Origin of the sequence: Salinimonas iocasae (genome assembly GCF_006228385.1) — a bacterium.
In the GTDB taxonomy this organism is placed as follows: Bacteria; Pseudomonadota; Gammaproteobacteria; order Enterobacterales; family Alteromonadaceae; genus Alteromonas; species Alteromonas iocasae.
In genome coordinates this window covers 216,868-240,573 of sequence record NZ_CP039853.1, presented here as the reverse complement: position 1 = coordinate 240,573, position 23,706 = coordinate 216,868, and the positions used below count along the sequence as shown (strand labels likewise).

Sequence of the window (23,706 nt, the reverse complement as noted above, 5' to 3'; positions counted from 1 at the left end):
AGTGACGGGGTTGGGGTAGAGCATGGAAACCGTATTTATACATCCTTTAGTATAAAAAGACATTATACATATAATGGTATATTTTGATTTTATACTGTTTCATGTATATATTATGGAATATACAAACATCTGATAAGAGTTATCCATGAAAATAAACACCCCTAAAGATCTGAGTGCACTGTTAAGGGATGCTCGTAAAGCCAAAAAAATGAATCAAGCTGAGCTTGCTAAGCAAATCGGTGTTTATCAACGCGTAATTTCTAACTGTGAAACCATGCCTGAAAAAATGTCGGTCGATATGCTACTTAAACTTAGCGCGGCATTAAATCTGGATATCAAAGTAGAGCTACCGCAAAATACTATTACTAAACGGTCGCTGTCTTTCTAATGGGAAGGAAATCACATACTCAAACCCTTTACTGTTCAATGAACGGCTATGTAGTAGGGCAGCTATTCCTAAAAAGTGGGCGAATGAGCTTTAAATACGCTCCTGAGTGGATGAGCATGGAAGGTAGCAGAGCAATATCGCTTAGTTTACCTATGCAGATGTCCGAAATAAAAACCGATGCGGTTCACGCTTATTTTGATAACCTGTTACCGGATGCCGATGCTATTCGCCAGCACATGGTTGACCGGCTCGGCGCCAACAGCAGCAAGCCATTTGATTTGCTCGCCGAAGTAGGAAAAGATTGTGTAGGTGCATTAACCTTCACGAATCAGCCCCCGGAAGAGGAAATGCCGCCTTTGGCAATGACGCCACTTTCAGAAGCCCAGGTGGCAGAAACAATCCGAGAAGCGCGGCTTGAAAAAATGCTGGGAATGAACTCAGATGAAGATTTTCGTATCTCCTTGGCCGGCGCTCAGGAAAAAACGGCGCTGACGTGGTGGAATAACACGTGGTGCCGGCCGCATCAATCAACCCCGACCACCCATATCTTTAAACCGCCAATTCGACACCATGAAAACCTACGCATTGATTTGTCATCGAGCGTAGACAATGAATGGTTTTGTCTGGCCTTCATGCGCCATCTGGATATAACGGTTGCACAGGCTGAGATTGCACAATTTGAAGATCAAAAAGTCCTGGTCGTTGAACGCTTTGATAGACGGTTACAGCGCGATAATATCCTTAGGTTGCCGCAGGAAGATTTCTGCCAGGCGTTGGGCATGGCCAGCGGCTCGAAATATGAGGAAAACGGCGGTCCCGGGGCAGCAGCAATTATGGATCTACTTAGCCATTCATCCAATGCTTATGCTGACAGGCTCGCTTTTTTCCAGTCTCAGGTTGTTTTCTGGTTACTTGCAGCCATCGACGGCCACGCGAAAAATTTTAGTATTTCGCTTAATGCCGATGGGTTCCGGCTGACGCCGTTCTACGATGTGATCAGTGCTTATCCTTATTTTGGTCAGGGAAACATTCAGCGTCAGAAGATAAAAATGGCGATGAAGGTGCATAGTAAAAACACACACTACCGTTGGCATGATATCACCGCGCGACATTGGTTAGCTCATGGCATTTACTTAGGCCTGAGCCAAGACGACACTCTTAGCATATTGTCGTTTTTAACGGATAACATTGAAACAGCACTTGCACAAACCTTCGAAGAGGCAAACGCACATTTTGATGTGGCGGTGGGAACATCGATAGCTGATGGGGCTCTAGCGTGCAAACGCAAAGTCGTTGCATTATTGAATAGCTAAGTCGTACATCTCAAACACGATGTGGTAGTCATTTAATTGATGGCAGGAAAGAGCAAATCTCCGACCCGCCAAACGCTCACGGTTGTCTGCACCTTAGACCAAGCAGTGTAGTTCAATATAACGAACTTCATTACTTTTCACCTACCACTTTTGCGAACTGCTAAGTGTATGATTTGGCAGAATAAAGACGTACTATGATGTGGTAAGCCCCCAATTTTCTAGACATCTTCAAGCTGCTGATAATACTGCTTTTCATATCTGACTGGAGAAAGCCCTCCATTTGTACCATGATTGCGTCTGGGATTGTAAAATCCTTCGATGTAATCGAATATCTCAGCCCTCGCCTCAGCGCGCGTAGAGTAGATCTTTCTTTTCACCCGATCCTTTTTAAGCAAAGAGAAAAAGCTTTCGGCAACGGCATTGTCGTGGCAGTTGTCTTTCCTGCTCATGCTGGCTTCCAGGTTGTGCTCGTTTAGGAAGGAACGCCAATCAGATGAGGTATATTGAATCCCCTGATCTGAATGAACCAGCACTTTCTTTTTGGGTCGGCGACGCCAGACTGCCATCAACAGAGCATCAATGACTAAATCAGCTTTGGGGCTACTTTTCATTGTCCATCCAACGACGCGCCGCGAGAATAAGTCGATAACCACAGTAAGATATAGCCAGCCTTCGTAGGTACGGATGTAAGTAAAATCAGTCACCCAATAGCTGTAGCGACCTGACTTCTTATTCTGTCTGACCCGATTTTATCCGCACTTCCTGGCCCACAATCATTGATTCTACCCTATGAGGCTGGCTCACTTTAATTAAGAATGGAACCACATTGATTGATACTAGGACCGATTTCATCGGGTTGGGCCCCCTTTAATCGACTCTAAATTGGCAGTCCTGCTTCACGCATTTCAGCTGTCATTTCTTTCGCTCTATTTGGTTCTAGCCCTCCAGAGAATAATTTTCTTATTTCGGATGGGCGATAGCGGAATTGTTCAGCAATGACGCGCTCATTGTAACCATGCCTGATAAGTGTCGGTTCAATTTCATCTATGCGGCTAGACAGTGTTTCCTCCAAAAGGTCAACATTGATAGGTTTTATACCGACTTTGTAAGCTTCTTCTAGGGCTAATGTTAGATGTTGTTCTACCTGAAGAGGCGTACTGAGATGTTCAGTTAGATAATCCACTGCTTGGTCTTCAATAACGTCTTTTGGTTTTACATTGTCATTGGTGCATTTATCCAGGAGCCAGTAAATATAGTCGCGTAAAATACCCTGCGAGGCATCGAGAGACATGGTAACCGTGCGGTAGCCAACTTCTTCCATTGTGGGAGATTTCAGGTCATTTTTAAGTTTAGGGTGGCCCGCCAATACAATAGATAACTTGCCGCCGCCCTCATGGATGACTTCCATTAGGCGTTTAAGACCTGTCAGTGTGCGATGGTGCAGGTCATGGGCTTCATCACAAAATAACACAACAGGCTTTTTACTCTTCTTGATGAGCTCCTGCAAATCTCGCTCGCGCTTTTCGCCAAGCTTTGGTACCCGATAGCCATTATCACCTGAAACATCGTAAAACAACGCTGTGATCAAAGTGGTTAAATTTGTCTTGGATTTTTCCACTGAGAGTGACTTTGCGACTATCACATTTTTTTCAGCAGCTAATTGTTTTTGTATTTTTTCTAGGTAGGTAGTTTTGCCAATACCGACAACACCAGTCAGTGCGATGAGCTGGCCTTCAGGTATGATCTTTTTGAGTTGTCTGAATAACCTTTTGGCCGTGTCAGTTTCAAAGAAGTCTGCATCACGAAAATACTTCTTTATACCAAAGTGTTCCATGACTTCAATTTGCATGTTCTCCACTCCTATTATGGAAATATTCTTTTATCCATTTCATGACAGCCTCTTTATCTAAAGACTCAGACAAAATAGCATCAATCATATCTCTGTCGCCTTGCGCAAGTATTGTCAAGGGTTTACCTAAATACTTGGATATGGCAAGCTTGGCTTTCAGTATGTTTTCAAACCGCTTTTCGTTAAACGGGTCTGGATCATCAAATTCTCGCGTTGGTACTGGCTCAACTACGTTCTTCATTGACAAAATAACTTGGTGATTCTCATCGTTTTCAGAGTCCGGTAATTTAAGTGACTTTGCTAGCGTTTCGAGTTTTCCAAGCCGCTTCTCTGTTTTGGTTTGTTTAAACTTACGATATCGGTACAACGGAATTGGACCACTGATCGGGAAATAAGCACCGTATCGTTGTCCATCATGTTCAACATACAATTCGTCGTCAAACAGGCCCCACCAAAGTACGACTTGTTCACCTGCGAGGTCGGGATCTACCTCATATACACTGCCGTCAACGGGAATTCTGGCATCAATACCTACTTTCCGTTTTTCAGGTTCGCGTGCGAAAGATGAAAAACGCTCCCAGCTGCACATTTGTCTAACAGCACCGTCGATATTCTGAAGCCAGTCCTCCATCCGAGAATGTGGCTCTGCTCGATGTTGATGGTCGTTATATTTCTTCAGATAATCGCTCAACATCTGATTAGCTTCGACTTCGTTCTTTGGCTCTCGCAAGTGATAAAGGACCTCGTGGCATTCTTTTACTGTGCGAAAGGCCCTTTCTACTTTACCTTTTGATCTAGCAGTTTTTCGCCGTTTATCCTTGCTATCTGGCATATGTATCTTCACATCAATGCCTAAGTACTTCATCACAGACTGAAACACCCGACTTCGTGCAATTGGCCCGTTGTCCATGTAAATCATGTGTGGGATCCCTTGGAAGGGCAGATCTGGGTCTGACTTGGGGGACATGGCATTAAAAAGGAAGCGCAGCGCGTTACCTGCGTCTTCACCGTGAACATTTCGGTATTCCTGATAACAAACGCCGCTTCTATCATCAACGACAGAGTAAAGCATTAAAATAGGCAGACCTTTAGATTCGTCATACCAAAGCGGTTCGTCTACACTTTTTAAGTCAGAAGGGCTTAAATCAAATTGCCAGCACTCGTTGCTGTGTCTAGCCTGAAACCTGACGGCCGGCGAGTTTTTAATAAGGTTGCGTTTGTCTAACCCAAATTGCGCTAGATACCTGTTAACGGTTGTTTTGCTGAGCTTACCTTTTTCTAGCTTGATAAAACCGTATTCTGAATCAACACCCGTACTTTCCAGCAAATCAATAGCAACATTCGTAGAGATATGCCGTCCATTCTTGTTGGTGGTGCGAATTTTTAACGCGGCAATAATCTCGCAATACTTCTCCATCTCAGATATAGGAATGACTCTTGATTTGCCTGAATCTGTGCGCTTCAGTGGTTTGGGCTTGTTTACAGAACGTAGTTGCCGATAAAGAGTGCTTTTGGAAACACCATATAAATCACATGCTGATTTAACAATGTTTTTGCGCTCATCGGAACGCGCAGGGAATAGCTCCATCCGTGAAGACAGATCTAAAAGTACCTCTGGCGCAATCCGTTTGGCTTTCATGGCACAGTTACAGAACCTCTTCTTCAAGTGCTGCCTTACGGCGTTTGCTAACTTTAGAAATAGTGTGCCTAGAGCAACTTATTGTCCTTTCAATGAAGTTATAACTACGTCCATCATCGAGAAGTTGCAATATCCTACTATGCAAGTCTTTGTCTTCGCGACGGCCTTTATACTTCCCCTCTATTTTGGCTTTGGCGACCCCTTGCGCTTGCATCCTGCGTCGCTCTTCGTAATTTTTTCTGGCAAAGGCAGCAAGGAAATCAAGCATCATTGAGTTAATTGAAGAGAGAATGCGTTCAGTGAATTCATCAGCGTTGCGCATCAATGCGAAACTGGACGGCAAATCAAGTGAAACAATACGAATATTCTTATCGTTAATCAGCCGCTTCAACTGTTCCCAATCTTCACTTTTGAGTCGGCTTAGCCTGTCTATTTGCTCAACTAATAAAACGTCACCAGGCATGGCGATATCCAGTAACCTAAAAAGTTCAGGCCGTTGTAATTTTGCGCCGGATTCATTTTCAATAAACCAGTGAGCAACGCCGAACCCTAATTGTTCGGTAAATTTTTCTAATTCAGCTTTAGCTCTGGTTGCATCTTGCTCTTCGGTTGAAGCTCTTAGGTACCCATAAACTCGAAACATAGATTTCAGTGCGTTTTACAATGGTGTCTTAATGTGAGTGCATTATAGGTTTATTTTTTGAATTAATGCACTAAATAATTGAAAGTGCGTTAAGGGTATACTTTAATTGCACCAGATATTTTTGATTCCTCAGCAGTTTCCAAATAAATAATGGTATGCAAGTAGCCCCAAGCCAATGGGATACTACTACCTGGTGAGCATGTCTTTGTTAATTCAAGTAGATGAGGAAGTCATAAAGGAGTTTTTAATACAGTGGCAACAAGCAGTCGAACCTGATTAGCATCAGTAATGAGATTAAATCCTCAGTAAATACGAGCAGAATCGGAAGAATACAGTGGGTTCTTAGGGTCCGAAACCTCAACTAAAATCGAGCAAAAAAATGACCTCTGCTGAAAGAAGGGTTCTAGCGGATAATATCAAAAATATACGGTACTTAAGAAGCATGAACTGACCTCAATGTCACCCATACGAGCCAATATACTGGACTAATGAAAGGTGTTTCTCAATATTGAGAGCGCAATGAAGAAACTCTTGCGCTAGATGTGTCTTCTGCGCTCCCAAAGTACGGTTTACTTAGCTTAGGCAGCCATCTTTCGGCATTCATCAGCACAAGATTTGCAAGCACGAGCACATTCTTGACAATGATCCGGTTCGTGTTTAGCACAAAGCTCACCGCAAGCTTCACATATGTCAGCACAGAGACGGCAGATTTGCTTGGCATGCTCACTTCCTCTCGCCATTGCTGCCGCAGCTAGCCGACAGATATCAGCACAGTCTAAGTCTGCACGTATGCAATCTGCCATTTTCGCAGGATCAGGCTCCTGCAAACAGGCAGTTGAACAATGGTCGCAGGCAGTTGCACATTTGTAGCAAGCTTCAATACAACTAGTAAATTTATTATGAGACATAAATTATTTCCTCTTGTTTATGGTTTATACACCTAACTTCGGAACTTTGTAGGCAAGCAGCATTTATGCCAGTCGCTTGTTATCGTGCGTATGAAATTCTAATACTCCCCTCGCACCAAGCTGCCGGCAGCTTAAATTGAAGCATCTCTGCGCTCTTAGGATCTGGAGGTACTTAAAAGATTTGTAATAATTCCTTATTATCCTGAATTAATTACAAAGAAAATATAGGAGAGTGAAAGCAGACTTTATCTTCCTCAGCAATATCGTGAACTATCACGTCCTAACGCGGTGCTTGGGATAGCGGGTTGCGCTTTGTGCGGACAGAGTAAATAGCTTCCTGCTCAGTGTTAGGTTCAGCGGCTATCTCTTCTGTTTCATTAAACAGCTCCCCCAGCCCTGGTTACATTGGCTTTGTTGCTTTTCCCATCCTGCTTCTGCTGCACCAGGCGAAACTGTTCCTCCAAAAATTGCGGTTCTCCAGTTGCTCAAAACTGTTCCTCAAGTTCAGCGATGCAGCAATTGCTTCGTTAATTGCACTAAATACCAAATGTGATTAGAAATCTTACCAGATTCAGTAAATACACAAAGGTTTCAGCCCATAGTCAGCCTGCTCCGCAAAACTAGCCGCAAACTAGGGAAACTGCGAATAAGTCCCGCAGTTTAACGCTTAGTTAAGCCGCAGCATCACCTGCCTAATTTTTAAACTCTAATTTTGCAATTTAGGCCAATATGCCGTTGTTTTAGGCAGGATTTTGGCCTTATTCCGGGCTATTCCCGGATTTTAGACAGATCTTGGCTGTCGTCGTAACATCTGGTCTACTTTAAACAGGTTCGCCAAGGTGAATAGCATGGCTAACTGTGAGTCATTTTTTATCAATCCCTTATAGCGAGCTTTGATAAAACCAAATTGGCATTTGATGATGCGAAACGGGTGTTCCACCTTCGCCCGAATGCTGGCTTTTAAATATTCGATGTTGATGGCAGTTTTGTTTTTGCGGGGATGCTTTTTCAGTGCCCGAACTTTTCCGGGACGCTCAGCAATCAGCTATTCCACATCCTTTTCTTTAAGTTCTTCACGCTTCTCTGCGCCTTGATATCCAGCATCGCCAGAGATGAATTCCTCATCGCCATGCAACAGGTTCTTCATCTGATTCAGGTCATGTTCGTTGGCGGCGGTGGTCACCAGCGTATGAGTCAGACCGCTCTTGGCATCCACACCGATATGGGCTTTCATACCGAAGTGCCACTCATTACCTTTCTTGGTCTGATGCATATCCGGGTCACGTTCATTCTTTTTGTTTTTAGTGGAGCTGGGGGCTTCAATAATCGTGGCATCCACCAGTGTGCCCTGCGTCATCATCACACCGCAGTCAGACAGCCATTGATTGACCGTTTTGAATAATTGGCGAGTCAGCTTGTGTTTTTCCAGCAAGTGCCGGAAGTTCATAATGGTTGTGCGGTCAGGAATGGCTTTATCCAGTGATAGTTGCGCAAATTGACGCATCGAAGCAATTTCATATAACGCATCTTCCATCGCTTCATCACCGAGGCTATACCATTGCTGCATACAATGAATGCGAAACATGGTCTCAAGCGCATACGGACGTCTGCCATTGCCTGCTTTAGGATAAAAGGGTTCAATCACTTCCAGCAGTTGAGACCACGGCAGCAGGTTATCCATTCTGGATAAGAAAATCTCTTTTCTCGTCTGGCGACGTTTGCTGGAAAACTCACTATCGGCAAAAGTTAACTGTTGGCTCATGGGCGGTAATGGCTGTGATTTACTATGCAGCTATGATCTCACATTCAGGACTTATTCGCATCTTCCCTAGCTGAACATCTCAGTACGCCTCTTCAGGTAGAACAACATCTAACATTAGCCCTAGAAGAAGCTTACAAAGTCGGTATAAAACCTATCAATGTTGACCTTTTGGAGGAAACACTGTCTAGCCGCATATATGAAATTGAACCGACACTTATCAGGCATGGTTACAATGAGCGCGTCATTGCTGAACAATTCCGCTATCGCCCATCCGAAATAAGAAAATTATTCTCTGGAGGGCTAGAACCAAATAGAGCGAAAGAAATGACAGCTGAAATGCGTGAAGCAGGACTGCCAATTTAGAGTCGATTAAAGTGGGCCCAAGCCGATGAAATCAGTCCCAGTGTTAATCAATGTGGTTCCATTCTTAATTAAAGTGAGCCAGCCTCATAGGGTAGAATCAATGATTGTGGGTCAGAACATGCTGATAAAATCGGGTCAGGCAAAATAAGATGTCAGGCCGCTACACCTATCAATAGTGGATTGTTCTCAATTGCCCGAGTGACCAAATCACTAATCATTGACGACCTCTTCATTTATCATGTCCGTATTTCTCCCGACCCGCTTTAAATCAGCAATCGCACGCTTGGCTCTGGCCCGAAAAATCCGTGTATCAGGATCATAATACACATCTTCCTCGGACAGGTTTTTGCGACTTGTGTGCGTGAACTCGATTGTCCCATATCGCGTCTCTATTTTACCACTGCGCCCTTGTGTCATAACGGTAAGGTAGCCAAAGGGGATTTGCGATATTATCCCTTGTCTAGAAAGTTCACTTTCTAAGCTGACATAGATAAATTTATCCCAGTGCAAACGAGAGGCAATATATTCAAGCACTCCTCGTTTTGTAGGCTCATTGCCAGGTAATGCATATATGTCCCGGCAAACTTTCAATAGCCATCTCTTTGAAACACCTTTGGACAACTTCTTTCGAAAATTGTCATTTACGCTTTCTTCTGTTGCCAATCCGATATCGCGGGTCGTAAATATCCCGAAGTGACCGTTTTTAATGGCAAGATGAAGTGCAGTAGTAACCTTAAGAGCAAAGTTCATATACACTTTTTCTCCACATAGGCGAATTTATGTGTAGATAATAGCATAAATTTGCTAGTTTACACATTTTCATCTCTATGGCGAAAAGTTGTAGATATAAAGGTTTGTTCCGATGACCGTTTTACGAAATGGGTTTTGCGTGTGATGATCATAGAGTGCAGCGGCAAGAATGGACCTAAATGATTCACAAACCGACCACTATCGTTTGATTAGTTGGTCTTTCCACAAGTTCGCGCTACTCAAAAGCTGGTTGTGAACTTGTGGTGAATATATCTGCAGTCGAGTTGCGGCAGCAAAAACTTGTTCGGGGTTAGTTATAAAGCCTTTTAACTCACACAGTAGCTTTTGCTTCGAAGTTGTACCGTAATGACGATCTACCTCCGCCCAGACTTCTTGTGGGGGCGCCCCCCATTGATGAAACATCATCAACAGATCGATAAAGTCTGTCTTGGCTGGCGCCATCCCTCCGTCAGTAAGTGAGAGTATCTTGGTGATATAACAACTTGACCGGTCAATACACTCAGCGGGGAAGGGCGCTTTAATTGCTTTTTTTAATCGAAACCCTGTGAGATTTTTAATCTCTACCGTCAACGATGTACCGTTTATGCTTATGACCGTCCTTATCCCGTACTGGTCGCATATAACCTCACGCGCCAGCTCAAAAGGTTTAGTGGTTATTTCCCCCAGGCTGGTTGTGCTGACCTGAGCTCTTACAGCTCGGAAACTTTGAGTATCTAAGCATAGAAAATCAATATTACCCGATTCGCGGTATTGGCCCAGTTCCATTACTATCCGGGTATCACCACCAACCAAAACATGATTCTTGCGCAGAAAGTCTTTGTTGAAGATGGCCAACGCCATTGCGACGACTTCATGTCGCTTATATTTATAAGTCACATCAGTCTGCCGGTAAAAAGTGGCCGTTGCCCTGTTCTGCAATTAGCCGGTCGATAAGGACGCGCTCATCTTCCGTTAACTGGTCTTCATCCAGGTAACGCCAGCGGCTCTCATAGTAGGTGAAAGCTTCTTTGTCGCTTATTTCAGTGCGACCTTTCTGGTCCCATAAGATAGCTTCCAATTGTGGGTAGTCTGTAATCTGAATCATGCACTGTCCAAAATTACCTTATAGCTGAGTGTACACACAACATACTCATTTATTAAGGCACAAATGCGTTTCCTTACGCAGCTGGGTAGGGGAGCCGCCCACCAACATAAAATCGTTTAATACGAAATGTCACGGGGAGTTGTCTTGGCAGAGAAAACCTTAAAATTTTGCCGCTCGGTAATGTTTCGCACTGGACTGCCGTGATGTTTTCCGGCTTTGTCGACGTGATCACTGCCGGTGTATCAATGGCCACATTTATTCGTTCACCTGCCCTGGCTGATATAAATCTGATGACCTCAGCACCAGCCTTACGTGCTTCACCGCCTACAGCATGCGAATACGCATAGGACGTTTTACTTAAGAGTTCGGCGATAACGTTAGCATCCGAAGCTTTCGTCAAATCTACTAACTTTTCTGTTTCTGCATGACCAGAGAATAGCTGGTGATCAGAATGTGCTTTACCAGGATATGCTGTTTCCGTACCATCGAAGAACACAAACCGATAAAAAGCTGCTTCGACAAGGCATGTTTGCTCATCTTCACTTGCGAAAAATAGCTCGCCTCGGCCTAGGTACCAAATCGTGATCCATGTTTGAGAGGTGGGTACCGGAACGGGGTTTTAATCAGGTAGTCGTATTTGCCGATATCTTCAGGGTAGGGCGGCTTGAAGTCTTTAAGTATATCCTCCAATACCGCCTGAACTTCAAGACCATCCACCAAAGCGTAAGTTGCCGCTTCTTCTTGAGATTCCACTAGCCGGTCTACTGAGCCTTCATACACGCGTAGGCCACCACAATGACCGATTACTTCAAGAGGCTTCAAACCTTGGCTCGCATAGCATCCAGGTACGCATTTATTTCAGCCAGGCCGGTAATACGTGTGACTAATTGCATGGGTATACCGCGCAAATGTTTGTTTGAAGTTGAGAACCAATGCTTCATTGCAGCCTTATCGCCCCCAAGGATTGCATATAACGACTGGTAAAGGTGGATGAATAGCACCTGTATTTCATGCTCTTTGCTGCTTAAACTAAACCCTTGCGAAAGCGTAAACCTTGTGTGAGTCTCACCTAAAATTGCCGCTGCCTTGGCATCGGTTAAGCCGAAGTCCTTGTAGGCGCTCCTATAAGCCCTAGCAACTACCATCTGTCTGTCTACACTTTGGCGTCCCATGATGCCCCTTTAAAGTTGAAATCACTGAATACGTATAATTGTATTCAGTTAGCCTAATTTTCGCACATATTTGTACGTAGCAATTTGCACTTGAGCGATCTGACATTCTTAGAATATCTGACAGAACATGATCTGCACGAAACCATTAATAATGGGTATAAATAATTTGGTGGGATTTACACCATCTTCTCTTTTGCCCACTCTGCGAATTCCTGGTAAGTGCAATACCCAGACTGCCCCTTTCCGCTGCCTCCTACAGTGCGATAAATTAGCATATGCTGATGGCGGTTCTTGTGGGCTTTTTCATCAATCACCTGGCGGACTGACCACAACCTCCCGGGTTTGTTATTGGTATAAAACGCGCCTATTTCCAGTTCAAATCCGGCAATAAGCTCTTCATGAAGGACGGCGTCGGCTAGATCGATAATATGTTTAAGTTGCTTGTCGCTGGCATCAATAACTAAATCGGAACGTTTTATGGCTTCATGAATATGGCGCATCTTTATTCTACGGGTATCGGGGTGATATCCGATGGTTTTGTAACGCATTAGGCTTTGAGGATAACGGCGCCATTCAAAGAAATTGTTAAAAATCATGGCCACCGCAAACAAAATACTGCAGTTGATGAGCGTGGGCGTAATAATATATCCATAGCCAAGTTGCTCAATAACCGGGCCACCAATCACTGCGGCGAGCGCGGTTGCACCGCCTGGTGGATGGAGTGACCGGGAGATGTGCATAACCAGTATTGAGCCGGCAACGGCCACAGGAGCAGCCACAAAGATATTTTCAATAAATTGAGCGCTGGTGACACCGACCGCAGCGGATAACAAGTTTCCTGCAAACAGCGCCCATGGGGTTGATAGCTGGCCGTGCGGTACGGCAAAAAGTAATACGGTTGAGGCTCCCATTGACGGTAATATCGCTGCAGAACCCACTGTACCTAACATCCAAGTCGTAGTGTAAAAACAGCAAAAAATGGCTAGCATGCCGCCCAGGGTCGCTACGAGTTTTTCGGAGGTGACAACACTATTCTGAATACCTAAAAAATGAAAAACGGCTTTTAACATATTATTCCTTCACATTGTCCGGGGATAACACAGTCACTGCTGCGTCACCTTTTTCTCAACTTTTACACCCAGGCGCTTGGCCAGGCGACTCAGATTGGCCCTGTCCATAGACAAACGTTGTGCCGCTTTACTCCAGTTTCCATTTGTGTGTTTGAGAGTGTCGCTGATAAGCGTCCGCTGGAATGCATCGGTTTGAACTTTCAGATCCACCGGAGGCTGTGCCTCAACCGTGGGCGATGGGACCTCTTTATCCGCCTGCAAAGATGAATAACTAAGTTGCAAACCGGTCAGGTGGGTCGGCGATATTGTAGTGACACCGGTGGGCATTTCTTCTCGGGCATAAAGTGCTGCTCTGGAGATAACATGTTCGAGTTCACGGATATTGCCCGGCCATGCATAACTGACGATACTTTCCATCGCCTGTCCTGAGATAGTCAGTTGCTGTAAACCCAGCTTGCGTCGAGTTCTTTCGGTGAAAAAACCGGCCAGCAGTGGAATGTCACTTCGTCTCTCTCTTAAAGAAGGAACGTGTATAGGGAATGCACCAAGCCGGTGATACAAATCGTTACGAAAACGTCCGGCGTTGACCTCTTCTTCAAGATGCCGGTTAGTAGCAGCAATGATCCTGACATCAACTTTTCGAACAGTATCTCTGCCTACAACTTGTATTTCCTGATGCTGGATAGCACGAAGCAAAGTACCTTGCACCTCCAGGGGAAGCTCACCAATTTCATCCAGGAACAAAGTTCCGCCGTCTGCTAACAGAAATTTGCCCTGGCGATCCTTATCCGCATTCGTAAACGCCCCTTTAACATGGCCAAATAGTTCACTTTCAATCAGGTGGCGCGCAATGGCAGCACAGTTGACATACACCAGTGGCTTGCTTTTTCGGTTTGATTGCTGGTGCAAAGCGCGGGCAACTAACTCTTTACCCACCCCGCTTTCACCTTCTATTAGAATAGTGAGTTCAGAAGAGGCGGCTAAGCGGATAGATTTTTTTAAGGATTTTATTACGGTGCTGGTACCTATCATCTCGGCTTGGTTGTGCTCCTCCGCATTATGCTCACTAATGGCTTGCAGAATATGCTGCGCCTGATTGGTTTTGCTTTGTAGTTGGTCAATGATCAAACGAGAGGCTAAAAATCCGGACGCCAGTGAAGCCAGGGTATCCAGGCTTGTATTATCCAGTAAATCAAATTGATTCGGCGCCACACTATCGAGCGTTAATACACCCAAAAGTTGGCTGTTTTTATATAGAGTTATGCCCATACAGGAATGCACGGTAATGGTATCGTGGTTACAAATCATCCCATCGTAAGGGTCAGGCAGTGCACAGTCTGCGGCAAAACGAACCGCTTTATACTCGTTACAGATGACCTTTAGGCGGGGATGTTGGTGAATTAGAAAACGACGCCCCATGACATCTGGGCTAAGACCGCGCTGCGCCACGGGGATTAGCGTACCCTGTTCATGAAGTAACAGCGCAACCGCGTCACAACTTATAGTTGCACAAATCGCGGCAATCAATCTTTCAAACGAATTTTCTGTGGTGACTGCACTTGATAAATCCAGTGCAAAGTTGATTAAAGCATGGCTGGATATTCTATTCATTATTTCTGCACCGCCAAATTATCGTGTCATTTTGACACAAAAGAAATCATATGACATTTTTTGCGTGTGTCATTTTGACACATTTTAGCTTGCGTTTTTTTAAGCCTATGTTTTTGAATGTATATTTTTGTGGCACGCGTTTGGCAATTGCTTTAGCAAGCAACAGTATATTGTCTAACCAAAGAGCACCCTAATGTTATCACAGACACATATTCAGACCGTAAAAGCGACTATTCCATTACTTGCCAACGCAGGAACCGCTCTCACCACATATTTTTATGAGCGCATGTTTACACATAATCCCGAGCTTAAGAATGTGTTTAACATGACCCATCAAAAAACCGGTCGTCAGCCAGCAGCACTTTTTGACGCGATAGCGGCCTATGCCACATACATTGATGATCTGGATGTATTAGAAGATGCGGTGACGCGCATTGCCCACAAACATACCAGCTTTAATATTCAGCCTGAGCAATATGAAATCGTCGGTCACCATCTGATTGAGACATTGCGAGAGCTCGCATCTGATGATTTTACTCCCGCGGTTGAAGAGGCATGGGTAGCAGCTTATGGTCAGCTGGCAGATATCTTTATTAAGATAGAAGGCGATCTTTACCGTCAGCGCGCGGCAGCAGAAGGCGGCTGGGAAGGATTCAGGGAATTCCGTATTGCAGCGAAATCGCCTGAGTCCGATCTTGTCACCAGCTTTGTGTTTGAACCAGTAGATGGCAAAAAAGTTATTGATTTTCAGCCAGGGCAATATATTGGCATTAAAGTACACCCTGAAGGCAGCCAGTATGAGGAAATCCGTCAGTATTCGCTTTCAACAGCGCCCAATGGAAATACGTACCGGATAAGTGTTAAACGAGAAGGTGACGACAGTACAGCTGGTGTACTGTCCAATTATCTGCACAACCACCTTAATGTAGGTGATATCGTTGAGCTGATGCCGCCCGCCGGGGACTTTTATCTAAAACAATCAGCATCACCGGTAGTGCTTATCTCGGCCGGTGTTGGACTGACTCCCATGCAGGCAATGTTAGACACACTGGCACAGCAGCAACATCAATACCCGATAAGCTATCTTCATGCATGCAAAACCCCTACGCAGCATTCTTTTAAACAGCATGTCGAAAGTCTTATGAGTGCACTGGATATGCAGGTGTATACCTGGTACGAAAACTCTCCAAAACTCAATTACGGGGAGTTTGAAGGCACCCTGCAAATTGAAGCAGTTAAAGACAAGCTTCCGTTAAACAGCGGCGATTTCTACCTATGCGGGCCGGTACCATTTATGCTTTCTGTGAAACAGCAGCTCGTAAACGTTGGGATTGATAATGACCGCATTCACTATGAGTTGTTTGGTCCTCATAAAGATATTTGATTATCCACTCGTGACGCAAAGGTAATCAACCTTTGCGTCACTTATTGAGAAGCCCTTTTTTCAACCACTAAGACGTCTAAATCAAAGATGTAAAATCTAATGTTAGTTAATCACCTCACATACTGCTTTTTATGATTTTAATGCAACAGGGGGTTATTAGTCGTCGAAATAAGTTTACGCTCCAGGACATCACTTATATGGATAAGCGTACACCTTTTTAACGAAGCGTCAGGTTCCCGCTTGGGGGAGATGATTAACTGTATTCGTATAGGCAGTGTAATAATTTTTATCGAAAAAAACCTATCATTGAAATTTCACTGTTAATTAAAACCCGGGCTACCCCTTCCTCATTATTTTAGCGAGCATAGCTTTTATAACGTGAAAAAGTATAAATAAATTGACTATCACGAAGAGAGCAAAGAGTGGATAAAACCAAGCATAGAAAAATTTTGCATCTGTTAGTGCTTCCTCTGAACGGAGCTGAATAGTTTTGCGCATTGACTGGGCGGTCACTTTTGTCTTTTGACGTGCCTGAGAAATTTGCTCAAAAACCCCTTCTGTTTCCAGTAAAACAACCTTGCTAACGGTTTTACCATCGGTTTCACCGAGCGCCTTGTCGTACTCAAATCGAATGAAGCCGTTGGCCAGAAGCGCAGGTTCAATGAGTTTATAGCTGGGGCCTGACTCCTCAAATACATATTGGTTAACACTTATAATCGAATAATCGGGCTGAACACCTTGTAGCTTGAAATCACTGTATCTGGCATTCCTATCTGCGCCCATATATATTTTAACGCTGGGGAAAAGTTTACTCTGTGGCCTTGGTGGCTAGTGATTTTTTTCATTTTATTAAAGTGGATATCAAAAATATCCCACCAAACTTTATTAAATGGCTCAGTTGCCACTACATCAGTTTCGAAACTAAACTCAAGCGCAAGCCCTTTGTTTATACCCCAGACATAAAATATCTTGAAATCATTGTTTATCAGCCTTTTATCCTTAGTGTACTGGATTGTTTCTTGCGCGTATGCACAAGAGGAAGTGGCAAATAGGCAAACAAAAAAGACTGTTCGGAGATAGTTTTTCCTGACCAAGACTTACCCTCTGCTTTCCAAAATGTTAACAATTTTTAACAAAGCAGAGAGTAGGCCGCAATTTGTGCTATTACTTATGTTTCTCAAGGGGGAGAGCCTTAGGATCTATATCCTTAGAATATTGAGGGGCGATTGAGTAGGCCCCGAAATGTTGATGATAAGATAATTTTGTAGGAAGTTAATCAGTAAAGCCCTTGATTGAAGGAGTTTGGACGAGCAGAATTTTTTTACAAAGATTTGTTATAGGGAAAATGCACAGAGTTGCGCCAGATACGTCGAGAAAGTGGGCTACACGTATTTACCACAGCAGTGCGCTGTCTTTGCTAATCCCTCAGCGTTTTTAACAAATTCATCTTTTTACGCCACTCTCTAAGCATGTATCTATGCTTTTCAACTAGAACGCTACTTGTTTTACAAATATCGTCAAACTCAGATCGTGCCTCTTTCACTGTCCAATAGAACTCGTGGCTTCTCAAATCCATTTCAAACTTTTCAACAGCTTTAATGTGCCTTGCTATTAATTTTTCCATGATTATCGTGGCTTTACTTTCTTATTATTAATTTTATAGCACAAATTAAAGCAGTGTAAACCTGATTGGGGTGTTAATAAAAACGTCCGATTTATATTGGTACAAGCTTGCTTTTGAGAGGCATTTTACCAGCACTCAGTGATGGCCTGGTATCAGTGCGTTTAGCAGACCAGATTGTTATTTCTTAAATAGCCTCCCTTTAACGGAGCGGAATCAGTAATAAAATATCAGCTACAGGTTTGAATCGCCGCCAACCAGTCAACACTGCTAAGTATTGCCTTTAGCTCAGTTTCAGAAAATTGACTGACGCTTTTAGGCTTGCCCGATTTCGTGGTAAGCATCATGCTGGGTGCATCACAACCTGTCACGAACCGCTTTAGTACAGCAGCAACTGACGTTGTGCCCTGCGCTGTTACCGCAACTTCAATAACACCGCTGGAAACCGCCTTTTCACCGGTGTTGCATATCTTAAGCCCCCAATTTATTTTTTGCTCGTTTAAGAGAATTGCCATCACCTTAAAGCTGTCAGAAAATACATGAACCTCTAGCACTCCCACCTTAATTTTCTCCAACATTTTGTGACAAATAGCTAAAGGGTAGGTGCTATAAAAAAATTAGCCAAGCCAACCACGGATTTTCTCATCATTTCGGCTTTACGAGCCCAAGAGACCAGTGTGGTTAATACTGCGGTTATGACTAATCTGAATTATTTACTGGGGAATGCTCAACTCGCGCTCCTGACTATTACTGCCATTACCAGTTTGTATGATATGCAAGTCGCGTTGCGGGAACGGAATGGTTATCCCCTTACTTTCAACCTTCTCTTTCATTTTGCGCTGCGTCTTCCAGTAAATATCCCAGTATTCAGGCGTAGGTGCCCAGGCACGTAATTGAAGATTTACAGAGCTATCTGCTAGAGTATGAACCAGGTATTGGGGCTCCGGTAACGGCAATATTCTGGACTCTTCTGCTACCAGCTCTTTTAATGCGGCCAGGCCGTCCTCAATTGAGTCGCCATAGGAAATTCCAATGGTCAGATCCATACGACGCTTTTCATTTCGCGTATAATTTTTAATGGCACTTGCCCACACAGTGCTGTTGGGAATAGATACGAAAATTCCGTCCGCTGTTTCCAGCACCGTGGTAAACAAACCCAGATCTGTCACGCTACCAGCACTCCCGGCAACTTCGACGAATTCAGACTTTTTTAATGGCTTTAAAAATAACAACATGACGCCCGCTGCTACATTGCTCAACGTATCTTTTAATGCCAGGCCAATCGCCAGGCCTGCGGCACCCACAAGTGCGACCAGGCTGGCGGTATTCACGCCAAACAGGTCCAAAATAATCACTAACGCAATTAAATAAACGATATAGCCGGACATTGTTGTAAGAAGCTTGGTGATAATTTCATCTTGCTTACTTAAATGGTAAACCGCTTTATGGACGGCGCGCTTTAATAGCTTTGCGCCAATGCTGGCTGCAACCAAAATAAACAGTGTAAGCAACGTATTTTTTGCAATGGCGATAAGTTGGAGCTGATGTGCGGAAAAAAAGTTTAAAATGGGATCCATGGTCCACCCTATAAAATTGTTTACCTAATCAGAAAGCTTTGTAAGAAGCATCCCGTAAGAATTCGCCCGTCGATGACGCAGCACATAAAGATAGCTGCATCATTATTCGTCATTTGAGCATATTTTATGCAAGTACATCCATGACCAGATATCCGTTATAAGCAACATATGCACTTAATAAAACCGTGCCTTCCACACGGTTAATTCGACCCTGACGACCAAATCCGTAAGCCATTATCATCAGCATAACCGTAAGAACCAGCATTACACTCCAGTCTCGATTGAATACAGCGGGAGAAATAGTCGATATGGGCTCAATCATACCGGCTATCCCTACCACGGCAAGTATATTGAATACATTTGATCCCACGACATTACCAATAGCAATGTCATGTTCTCCTTTTTTTGCAGCAATGATAGAAGCTGCTAGCTCGGGTAAAGAAGTTCCCAATGCCACGATGGTCAGCCCAATGATTAAGTCGCTGACACCTAACGCTGAGGCTATTTCAACGGCGCCCCAAACCAGGAGCCGGGAGCTGATAATGAGTAAAATTAAGCCAGCAGCCAGCCAGAAAATTGCCTTACCAAAGGCCATTGAATGGCTTTTTAGTTCTGAGTCGAACTCGGTTTCCAGCGCATCGCCGGGATTTTTCATCCCTGAATATATGGACCACACCAAAAAAGCCAGCAAGCCTGACAGAAGAAGAATCGCATCAAAAAAGGTTAAATTGCCGTCGTAAAGTAAAAAGCCACTGAATAAAACAACGGCCACGAGCAGAGGTAACTCACGTTTTATTATCTGCGATTGAACAGCGATAGGTGCGATAATCGCTGTGACACCAAGGATCAGGCTGATGTTGACAATGTTGGAGCCTAGCGCATTTCCTAATGCTAAATCTGGGCTCCCGTCACTGGCGGCCATGGCCGATACCACCATCTCGGGCGCCGAGGTGCCAAAACCAACGATAACCATACCGATAAGAATGCTAGGAAGGCCTGCATGTCCTGCTGTGGCAGCCGCGCCCTCTACAAATCGGTCAGCACTCCAAACTAGTAATGCGAAACCGACGATAATCGCTACGGAGGCTAATAGCATGACTTCGCCTCCATAGCACGTACGAATGTAATTTGAGTAAAGAGGGTAATGAAAAGGCTCTGCGTCCAGGAAGTGCTGGCGGTTGCCGGTAGGTAGCTCATAAGAATATTCCTTAGGGCAGAAAAGACCAAAGACAAAATACCACCTCTGCCCGAAATGGAACTTTGCCTTAAGTCTTGTCAAAGCCGGTAAGGCTCGAAACTGCCACAAGCTAAAAAGCTCGGAGACTGTTGACAGCTTCCCTGCATGGTGCAGGAGACTACTCCCCTAAGTGAGAGTAGAATAGATGAAAGATTTAAATAATACAAATTACGAAAATGTTTTTGTAAAGCGCTCCACGTTATTTGACTAAGACCATTTAAATAGCGATTGATGAAACAGGTAACTTAACTACACTATAAAGGTAGCTATGACCAAATTATTCCATCTGATCTGCTTGTTTTGGCTACGATATTTTCTTACTTATCTATGATTGCGTTAACTTATGGGGATTATAAATTTGCCACTGATCATCATCGGTGCTGTGACCTTGGGTATGTTGACTGCCGGGTTATTAATGCTTGTCGCTCGCCGCAAATTATCCAGACATGCTGCCGCTTCAAAATATTATGACCAGCATTTATCTGAAACATTCTTGGCATCACTTAAAAACAAGATGAACAGAGTGTTTTGGCATTATCAGGACAACGCAGGGATGGCAATAGAGGCGTTAAAACAAGGGGAGCCATTGCTCTGTCACTATGTTCTGCAAAAAGATTTCTTTTTGCTTTATGACGGTAGAGAATTCCTTTTGAGTAAAGTGTCGAATAAGCAGCTTCGAAGCCAAATAATCAAAACTTACATTATGATGAAGCGGATGGATGAGACTATTCGAACCAACAATGATTTATTAGATGAGTTTGAAAAAAGGCAGCGGGCTCATCGCGAATCTGGGCACCGCGATAAAGGTGTCATAGAATCTAAAGATTCACTTAAAGAACACGCAAGTCTTCTAAAGCGTGAGCATTATCAATTTAAAAAAGTGGCGTTGGAGCTTCTTGGCGCGCTTGACGGTGAGCACTTTATCAAAAGAGCACAAGGCTCTCTGATCAACGAATAAACTCTTAATAAAGTGTTTATCCTGATAGATTGGAACTTACGCTTTTTTCTGCCACGCTAAGTATATTGCAGATATATCTTCAACAGGGGGCGATGACGATAGTGAAGCGCGTTCAAATAACACTGATACCTCTCATTTCAAGTATCACCTTCTTGCTGTTTTTCTGGATCACCATGGTACGAACGCCCGGTGATGTAATGGGTCTGCGCCAGGATGTTGCAGGCGGTCTTGTGATGGGGGTTGGGCTGGGTTTGGTGCTTTCTTTAATGGTTTCCATACGTAGAACGCCCAGGCGTTCCGCAGGACGCGGGTTTAATATGGATATTAAACGCCATCAGACTAAGTAGAGTTACTTTCAAACCGCAGAATACAAAAGTTTCAAGTTTGTCTCTCAGCAGCATTAATACATGCCGCAGGCGCTAGCTCAGGGAGTTTCATATGCGCTTGTATTAAATGCTTCTAACCATGCCCAGCGCATTTAGGTGATATTTTATCATTATGCCGGAACACTGCCTGTAAAGCGGATATTATTAGATTTTACCTTTTTCAGTCCGAGGATTAGTTTTTGTTTGAGATAAAAACAGTTGGTCTTTTTTTTATTACCGCTCTGGCCGAAATTCTGGGTTGCTATCTGCCATATCTCTGGTTACGAGAGAACAAATCTGTTTGGCTGCTTGTTCCTGCTTCGCTTTGCCTGATCGTTTTTGCCTGGTTACTTTCATTGCACCCGACGGCAGCAGGCCGGATTTACGCTGCGTATGGTGGTGTTTATATACTCATGGCTATTCTCTGGTTATGGTTGGTAGATGGGATAAAGCCAACAATCTGGGATATTGTGGGCTCAGGCGTAGCACTACTGGGTATGGCAATTATTATGTTCGCTCCTCGCGGCACCTGACCAAGTGTCCGATTAAATGCCAAATACTCAACTACATACAAAACGGGCTTCTTTAATGTATGCAACTAAGCTAGGTGCGTAAGGCTTGGGTGACAGCTATTAGTTCAATTTTATTAAGTTACGCCACCAAATGCATGACTGATATCCAACGAAGTTATGCCGCCTATCTGCGCTACTTTATTTCTTTGAAATGAAATTCTGTCGTAACGTAGACAGGGGTATTTGTTTTATTCTTTTTTGAAGGTGAATACTTTAATTGCTCTGCCGCAAGCAACCCTTGGTCATTCCAGACGCCAGCGGGGTGTGACTCAACAACGCTCAGATGGGTAGGGTTTCCATTTGAATCTATCAGATATCGGATTTTTACGTGCCCAGCAGGCCTCGGCCCAAATTCTCCGTCATACTCAGAGCTAAATGAAAAGGTCTCGAAATCGACCTTCCAGTATTGAGGCAAAACATCAACAGACACCTCAATCGGTTCAGGTGAGGTGTTAACATAAGTCGATGGATTGGTTGAACAGCCTGCTAAGAAGAATGTGATTAATAGATAAGTTATCTTTTTCATAAATATCCCTTTTATATTTGTCGACAAAATGAAATCAGCCGAGCACCTTTTCAAGGTATCGCTTATAAGTAGCGATAACAATCCTGACGCATAATGAGGCAGCGCTAGAACCTTTTTGTATAACGCACTATTGAATAACCTTGACTTGAATGCCTGGCGATATAATAAGCCACTATGTCAAGGGAGAGCTGGTAATGCTGGGCTTCGCTGGCATTTTTTCTGTGCCGACTGTGCTCTACCAAGCCCATACCTTACTGCAAGTGATTTTGATAGAGCCATTGAATGTCTCTCATACCAAAATACTTCGCATTGTATTCACCTCATTTATTACCACGGCCCGATAATAAAATCCAAATTTGTAAGTAATATTGCGTATAACGCCCCTAACACAAATAACCATGAGAAATTAGTCGCTTTAGCGTTCAAAAATCGCTTATGAAGTCCGGTAAGAAAATACAGCAACATTACTGGCACCAAAGCAAATAAAAAGTAGAACGTCGCTGAATAAAACACTGTTTCCACATGATTTCCAGGATCACTGAGGGATAGCGATGCACCGTCGGATGACATTGGTACAGGAAAATCAAAGGTGAAAAACAGCAAGGTAGCGCAGACGAGAAGCCCTACATAGAAAGCTATGACTGATATCAAAATAACTGATGAGTAAGACACGTTTTTCTGTGACATCCAATTCTTCCTTGTTTTGGATACATAACAGTGATGGTCAACAATAGAGCAAAAACCAATAGCATACAACGTTCGAGCTTGAGCAATGTGTCCTCATTTCAACAGCCTTGAGCAATGTGTCCTCATTTCAACAGCATTGAATATATACATATTGTGCATTTCTTAAGCTACCACCAGTTTTTTTGTCAGAAAGCTTTGTGGTGACA

Annotated in this window: 24 protein-coding genes and 2 pseudogenes; 6 read left to right on the top strand and 20 right to left on the bottom strand. The window is 43.8% G+C overall.

Annotation, left to right across the window (positions count from 1 at the left end):
- The first annotated feature begins 145 nt into the window (after positions 1-145).
- Entirely contained in the window at positions 146-388 is a 243-nt protein-coding gene (locus FBQ74_RS18405) for a helix-turn-helix domain-containing protein (RefSeq protein ID WP_139758182.1), read from the top strand.
- Positions 388-1,701, top strand: a complete 1,314-nt coding sequence (locus tag FBQ74_RS18400; protein ID WP_139758181.1) for a type II toxin-antitoxin system HipA family toxin — start codon at positions 388-390, stop codon at positions 1,699-1,701. Before FBQ74_RS18405 ends, FBQ74_RS18400 begins: the two co-directional genes overlap by 1 nt.
- A gap of 218 nt (positions 1,702-1,919) precedes the next feature.
- On the opposite strand, the pseudogene FBQ74_RS18395 reads toward FBQ74_RS18400, so the two are convergent.
- From FBQ74_RS18395 to norR, 14 genes and pseudogenes are all read right to left on the bottom strand, one after another.
- Positions 1,920-2,441: pseudogene (locus FBQ74_RS18395) on the bottom strand (IS3 family transposase); the annotation flags it as partial.
- Between the two features lie 137 nt (positions 2,442-2,578).
- Positions 2,579-3,550, bottom strand: coding sequence for an ExeA family protein (locus FBQ74_RS18390; protein WP_139758180.1), 972 nt, complete (start codon positions 3,548-3,550; stop codon positions 2,579-2,581).
- Entirely contained in the window at positions 3,540-5,174 is a 1,635-nt protein-coding gene (locus tag FBQ74_RS18385; protein WP_117318717.1) for a DDE-type integrase/transposase/recombinase, read from the bottom strand. Before FBQ74_RS18385 ends, FBQ74_RS18390 begins: the two co-directional genes overlap by 11 nt.
- Positions 5,175-5,196: 22 nt before the next feature.
- Positions 5,197-5,832, bottom strand: a complete 636-nt coding sequence (locus tag FBQ74_RS18380; RefSeq protein ID WP_117316872.1) for a recombinase family protein — start codon at positions 5,830-5,832, stop codon at positions 5,197-5,199.
- Positions 5,833-6,410: 578 nt separating this feature from the next.
- Positions 6,411-6,740 carry a four-helix bundle copper-binding protein gene (locus tag FBQ74_RS19320; protein ID WP_004587124.1) on the bottom strand — a complete coding sequence of 110 codons (330 nt, stop codon included), beginning with the start codon at positions 6,738-6,740 and terminating at the stop codon, positions 6,411-6,413.
- A 781-nt stretch (positions 6,741-7,521) separates the two neighbouring features.
- A pseudogene (locus FBQ74_RS18370) lies at positions 7,522-8,502 on the bottom strand (IS5 family transposase).
- 573 nt (positions 8,503-9,075) lie between these two features.
- The gene (abiEi, locus tag FBQ74_RS18360; protein ID WP_139758179.1) at positions 9,076-9,615 is read right to left on the bottom strand and encodes a type IV toxin-antitoxin system AbiEi family antitoxin; all 540 of its coding nucleotides are present in this window, start codon (positions 9,613-9,615) and stop codon (positions 9,076-9,078) included.
- Positions 9,616-9,813: 198 nt separating this feature from the next.
- Positions 9,814-10,476 carry a nucleotidyl transferase AbiEii/AbiGii toxin family protein gene (locus FBQ74_RS18355; RefSeq protein ID WP_139758178.1) on the bottom strand — a complete coding sequence of 221 codons (663 nt, stop codon included), beginning with the start codon at positions 10,474-10,476 and terminating at the stop codon, positions 9,814-9,816.
- A 37-nt stretch (positions 10,477-10,513) separates the two neighbouring features.
- Entirely contained in the window at positions 10,514-10,720 is a 207-nt protein-coding gene (locus FBQ74_RS18350) for a hypothetical protein (protein WP_139758177.1), read from the bottom strand.
- A 73-nt stretch (positions 10,721-10,793) separates the two neighbouring features.
- Complete coding sequence (locus FBQ74_RS19205; protein ID WP_232372036.1) at positions 10,794-11,216, bottom strand: RES domain-containing protein; 423 nt, start codon at positions 11,214-11,216, stop codon at positions 10,794-10,796.
- A gap of 71 nt (positions 11,217-11,287) precedes the next feature.
- Complete coding sequence (locus FBQ74_RS19200; protein ID WP_223858566.1) at positions 11,288-11,473, bottom strand: hypothetical protein; 186 nt, start codon at positions 11,471-11,473, stop codon at positions 11,288-11,290.
- 65 nt (positions 11,474-11,538) lie between these two features.
- A complete protein-coding gene (locus FBQ74_RS18340) occupies positions 11,539-11,892 on the bottom strand; it encodes an MbcA/ParS/Xre antitoxin family protein (RefSeq protein WP_139758176.1) in 354 nt (117 codons plus the stop codon).
- Positions 11,893-12,068: 176 nt separating this feature from the next.
- Complete coding sequence (locus FBQ74_RS18335; RefSeq protein ID WP_139758175.1) at positions 12,069-12,962, bottom strand: HPP family protein; 894 nt, start codon at positions 12,960-12,962, stop codon at positions 12,069-12,071.
- A 33-nt stretch (positions 12,963-12,995) separates the two neighbouring features.
- The gene (gene norR, locus FBQ74_RS18330; RefSeq protein WP_139758174.1) at positions 12,996-14,573 is read right to left on the bottom strand and encodes a nitric oxide reductase transcriptional regulator NorR; all 1,578 of its coding nucleotides are present in this window, start codon (positions 14,571-14,573) and stop codon (positions 12,996-12,998) included.
- Between the two features lie 193 nt (positions 14,574-14,766).
- On the opposite strand from norR, the gene hmpA reads away from it, so the two are divergent.
- Positions 14,767-15,957, top strand: a complete 1,191-nt coding sequence (gene hmpA, locus FBQ74_RS18325; protein ID WP_139758173.1) for an NO-inducible flavohemoprotein — start codon at positions 14,767-14,769, stop codon at positions 15,955-15,957.
- Positions 15,958-16,293: 336 nt separating this feature from the next.
- On the opposite strand, the gene FBQ74_RS18320 is transcribed toward hmpA, so the two are convergent.
- The 4 genes from FBQ74_RS18320 to FBQ74_RS18305 all read right to left on the bottom strand — a co-directional run bounded on the left by FBQ74_RS18320 (position 16,294) and on the right by FBQ74_RS18305 (position 20,251).
- Positions 16,294-16,740: a hypothetical protein gene (locus tag FBQ74_RS18320; RefSeq protein ID WP_139758172.1), complete on the bottom strand. Its 447-nt coding sequence runs from the start codon at positions 16,738-16,740 to the stop codon at positions 16,294-16,296.
- 1,068 nt (positions 16,741-17,808) lie between these two features.
- Positions 17,809-18,132, bottom strand: a complete 324-nt coding sequence (locus tag FBQ74_RS18315) for a hypothetical protein (protein WP_139758171.1) — start codon at positions 18,130-18,132, stop codon at positions 17,809-17,811.
- A gap of 159 nt (positions 18,133-18,291) precedes the next feature.
- The gene (locus FBQ74_RS18310; protein WP_139758170.1) at positions 18,292-19,155 is read right to left on the bottom strand and encodes a mechanosensitive ion channel family protein; all 864 of its coding nucleotides are present in this window, start codon (positions 19,153-19,155) and stop codon (positions 18,292-18,294) included.
- A gap of 124 nt (positions 19,156-19,279) precedes the next feature.
- Positions 19,280-20,251, bottom strand: coding sequence for a calcium/sodium antiporter (locus FBQ74_RS18305; protein WP_139758169.1), 972 nt, complete (start codon positions 20,249-20,251; stop codon positions 19,280-19,282).
- Between the two features lie 499 nt (positions 20,252-20,750).
- On the opposite strand from FBQ74_RS18305, the gene FBQ74_RS18300 reads away from it, so the two are divergent.
- From FBQ74_RS18300 to FBQ74_RS18290, 3 genes are all read left to right on the top strand, one after another.
- Complete coding sequence (locus FBQ74_RS18300; RefSeq protein WP_139758168.1) at positions 20,751-21,350, top strand: hypothetical protein; 600 nt, start codon at positions 20,751-20,753, stop codon at positions 21,348-21,350.
- 92 nt (positions 21,351-21,442) lie between these two features.
- On the top strand, positions 21,443-21,697 hold the full coding sequence (locus FBQ74_RS18295) for a hypothetical protein (RefSeq protein ID WP_139758167.1): 255 nt from the start codon (positions 21,443-21,445) through the stop codon (positions 21,695-21,697).
- 218 nt (positions 21,698-21,915) lie between these two features.
- A complete protein-coding gene (locus FBQ74_RS18290; protein ID WP_139758166.1) occupies positions 21,916-22,248 on the top strand; it encodes a YnfA family protein in 333 nt (110 codons plus the stop codon).
- 172 nt (positions 22,249-22,420) lie between these two features.
- Here the strand turns inward: FBQ74_RS18290 and FBQ74_RS18285 are convergent, their stop codons facing one another.
- Both FBQ74_RS18285 and FBQ74_RS18280 read right to left on the bottom strand, forming a co-directional pair.
- Positions 22,421-22,813, bottom strand: coding sequence for an energy transducer TonB (locus FBQ74_RS18285; protein ID WP_139758165.1), 393 nt, complete (start codon positions 22,811-22,813; stop codon positions 22,421-22,423).
- A gap of 327 nt (positions 22,814-23,140) precedes the next feature.
- Positions 23,141-23,500 (bottom strand): hypothetical protein, encoded by a 360-nt coding sequence (locus tag FBQ74_RS18280; protein ID WP_139758164.1) that lies wholly within the window; start codon positions 23,498-23,500, stop codon positions 23,141-23,143.
- Positions 23,501-23,706 lie beyond the last annotated feature (206 nt).

Bases quoted from the DNA above. Each gene is read 5' to 3' on its own strand.
- hmpA (WP_139758173.1), top strand. From the start codon at position 14,767: ATGTTATCACAGACACATATTCAGACCGTAAAAGCGACTATTCCATTA.
- FBQ74_RS18335 (WP_139758175.1), bottom strand. From the start codon at position 12,962: ATGTTAAAAGCCGTTTTTCATTTTTTAGGTATTCAGAATAGTGTTGTC.
- FBQ74_RS18390 (WP_139758180.1), bottom strand. From the start codon at position 3,550: ATGCAAATTGAAGTCATGGAACACTTTGGTATAAAGAAGTATTTTCGT.
- FBQ74_RS18340 (WP_139758176.1), bottom strand. From the start codon at position 11,892: ATGGGACGCCAAAGTGTAGACAGACAGATGGTAGTTGCTAGGGCTTAT.
- FBQ74_RS18350 (WP_139758177.1), bottom strand. From the start codon at position 10,720: ATGATTCAGATTACAGACTACCCACAATTGGAAGCTATCTTATGGGAC.
- FBQ74_RS18355 (WP_139758178.1), bottom strand. From the start codon at position 10,476: ATGGCGTTGGCCATCTTCAACAAAGACTTTCTGCGCAAGAATCATGTT.
- norR (WP_139758174.1), bottom strand. From the start codon at position 14,573: ATGAATAGAATATCCAGCCATGCTTTAATCAACTTTGCACTGGATTTA.
- FBQ74_RS18305 (WP_139758169.1), bottom strand. From the start codon at position 20,251: ATGCTATTAGCCTCCGTAGCGATTATCGTCGGTTTCGCATTACTAGTT.
- FBQ74_RS18400 (WP_139758181.1), top strand. From the start codon at position 388: ATGGGAAGGAAATCACATACTCAAACCCTTTACTGTTCAATGAACGGC.
- FBQ74_RS19320 (WP_004587124.1), bottom strand. From the start codon at position 6,740: ATGTCTCATAATAAATTTACTAGTTGTATTGAAGCTTGCTACAAATGT.
- FBQ74_RS18285 (WP_139758165.1), bottom strand. From the start codon at position 22,813: ATGAAAAAGATAACTTATCTATTAATCACATTCTTCTTAGCAGGCTGT.
- abiEi (WP_139758179.1), bottom strand. From the start codon at position 9,615: ATGAACTTTGCTCTTAAGGTTACTACTGCACTTCATCTTGCCATTAAA.
- FBQ74_RS18380 (WP_117316872.1), bottom strand. From the start codon at position 5,832: ATGTTTCGAGTTTATGGGTACCTAAGAGCTTCAACCGAAGAGCAAGAT.
- FBQ74_RS18280 (WP_139758164.1), bottom strand. From the start codon at position 23,500: ATGTCACAGAAAAACGTGTCTTACTCATCAGTTATTTTGATATCAGTC.
- FBQ74_RS18405 (WP_139758182.1), top strand. From the start codon at position 146: ATGAAAATAAACACCCCTAAAGATCTGAGTGCACTGTTAAGGGATGCT.
- FBQ74_RS18295 (WP_139758167.1), top strand. From the start codon at position 21,443: ATGACGATAGTGAAGCGCGTTCAAATAACACTGATACCTCTCATTTCA.
- FBQ74_RS18310 (WP_139758170.1), bottom strand. From the start codon at position 19,155: ATGGATCCCATTTTAAACTTTTTTTCCGCACATCAGCTCCAACTTATC.
- FBQ74_RS18320 (WP_139758172.1), bottom strand. From the start codon at position 16,740: ATGGGCGCAGATAGGAATGCCAGATACAGTGATTTCAAGCTACAAGGT.